The 2,184-nt window shown below is 23.8% G+C and carries 2 protein-coding genes; both read right to left on the bottom strand.

Annotated features, from left to right (window positions below; genetic code table 11):
• Positions 1-257, bottom strand: a 257-nt coding sequence (locus ACMUOV_RS02855; RefSeq protein WP_413853542.1) for a hypothetical protein, incomplete at its 3' end; no start/stop codon positions are given.
• A gap of 131 nt (positions 258-388) precedes the next feature.
• A partial coding sequence (locus ACMUOV_RS02850; protein ID WP_413853541.1) for a hypothetical protein occupies positions 389-2,184 on the bottom strand: 1,796 nt, incomplete at its 5' end.

Below are 2,184 nucleotides of genomic sequence, written 5' to 3'. Positions count from 1 at the left end.
TTATTATTTATACCATATTCATAGTTTAATGCTTCAAAGAATTTGTTATTTTCTGTTCTTGACATTAATTCTATATACCTTTTTCTAAAAATATCCTGTTTTACATTATAAAAGACTTCTACCCAATTATCTATTGGATTAAGTTCTAAACATTTTTTATCTGAAACTTCAGATATTTTGTAAATTTTTTCTCCTTGTTCTAATATATTTTGAACATTTAATAATTCTTTCTTATATTGATAAGGGACTTTATGCATTTTTTATTAAATAATAATTCTTTTTTTTATTTAATAATTTCAAAAAAAAAAATAACATTGGTATACTAAATTATAAATAAAGTCTAATTATTATAAAATTTAAAAGGAATTTAAAGGAATTTAAAAGGAATTCATTTTTTATATACAATCATCAAATTTTTTTTACATTCATCAGACATTTCGATAACATCTGATATATTTTCCTTTTCTTGCAGTTTTTCTTCTCTATATAATTTTTTAAATATATTCATTAAATCCAATTTTTCTGTTATTATTTTCATTCCTTCATCTAATAATACATTTTGCATATTTTTCCTTTTTCTAACACATAAAAAGCAGAAATATGTACAAAATTTGTTATTTTTAATTTTAGTAATTAAAGTCTGATTATCTTTATTCATTTCGCTTCCTCTTTGAGTATCCATATTTTGATTGTCTTTTTTTTTATCTTTATCTTCTAAACTATTACAATTATTTATTGCAATAGTATTATATTCTTTACCATTAAATTGCATACTATCTTTTTCTTTCTTTTGAATATTATTGTTCTCATATTTTTCTTTTTTAGATTTTATTTTTATTTTCTTTTTTCTTTTCTTCTTTGGTTTTTTAAGTAGTATGTTCTCATTTGATAATTGTGTTTTACTTAAGCATTCTTCATTTAATTTATTTTTTGGTTGAATAGCCGCATCTTCACTATTTCTAAATGTATTTTTATTGGTAATTTTATTTAAATTCTGAATCGGGACATATATTTTAGGTGAATTATCTAAATTTTTAAAGTTGGTTTGCTTTTTCTTTTCTTTTATTATTAAGACTTTTTTCCTTAAATCGAAAGAGAATAAATGATTGACTAAAGATGTTTCATATAAAGTTTCATTTAAAAAAGAGGAAACTATTCGAAAAAGTGAGAAAAAAACTTCCATGAGACCACCTACATCCCCCAAAACTTCTATTAATTTTGGATATGTTCTTTTTTGGGTTAATTCCTGCTCAGATAATGCTATTGTTATATCACAAATAGAATCTCCGCTTACAAAAATGTCGTTTTTTAAACGACTTAAAATAACTGAATTATCATATTTTATATATTTTTCTTTTTTAATTTGAGATAATCCTTCAAAGCCTAAAATATCTTCATCTGTTTCTATATTTATGATTTGGAAAAATGAATGAACATCTTGAAATAATGAACTACCAACATTAGCAGATACTTCTTTTCCTCTAAGAGTTACGGGGGAATTATATAATTGTGGTGTTAAATCAACATCTTCCATTTTAAATGTTACAAAAGTTTGGGTTAAATATTGTTGAACTATTGACAAGGGTTTGCAATCAGTGTGATTATCAACTCCGTTAATACAAGGAAAAAAACGAACTAAAAAATATGAATAAACATCATATGTTAAATGTCCTTGTAGCATTTGGTCTAAAACAGGAACACAATGTAATTGATCTACAGCTTTATCTTTAAAAATTTCTCTATATTCTTCACCAAATTTATCTAATTGACAAGTTTCTGTTTCCAAAGGTATTGTTTCCCAATTCCAAGTAGGACCATTTTTTACTCCCCTTCTATAAAATGCTTTAACATAATAAATGCTATCATCTACAAATGTTTGTAAACTATGAGGGTTTCCTAAAGCAAAACCTCCATAGAATTTATCTTTGGAAAGTTTTATATTTGGAGGTTCACCAGTAAAAGCATTTGTTTCATAAAATGTTACATCAACCTTTTGCCACATTCTAATGACTTTATAAATAAAAAAACTTATATACATTCCAACGTAAAGTATAGTAAAAATTATTCCTGCACAAGAGGTTCTTTTTGATTTTCCCTTATAATATAATTCAGCATCTTTTCCAAATAAGTCTATATCACTTATAAATTTGCAATTGATATTGCAAGTTTGTCTCATTTTATATA

It is taken from the genome of Candidatus Ruminimicrobium bovinum (assembly GCF_902760015.1).
Classification (GTDB): Bacteria; Elusimicrobiota; Endomicrobiia; order Endomicrobiales; family Endomicrobiaceae; genus Ruminimicrobium; species Ruminimicrobium bovinum.
Note: the sequence above shows the minus strand (reverse complement) of the source record. Positions and strands in the feature narration are given on the sequence as shown.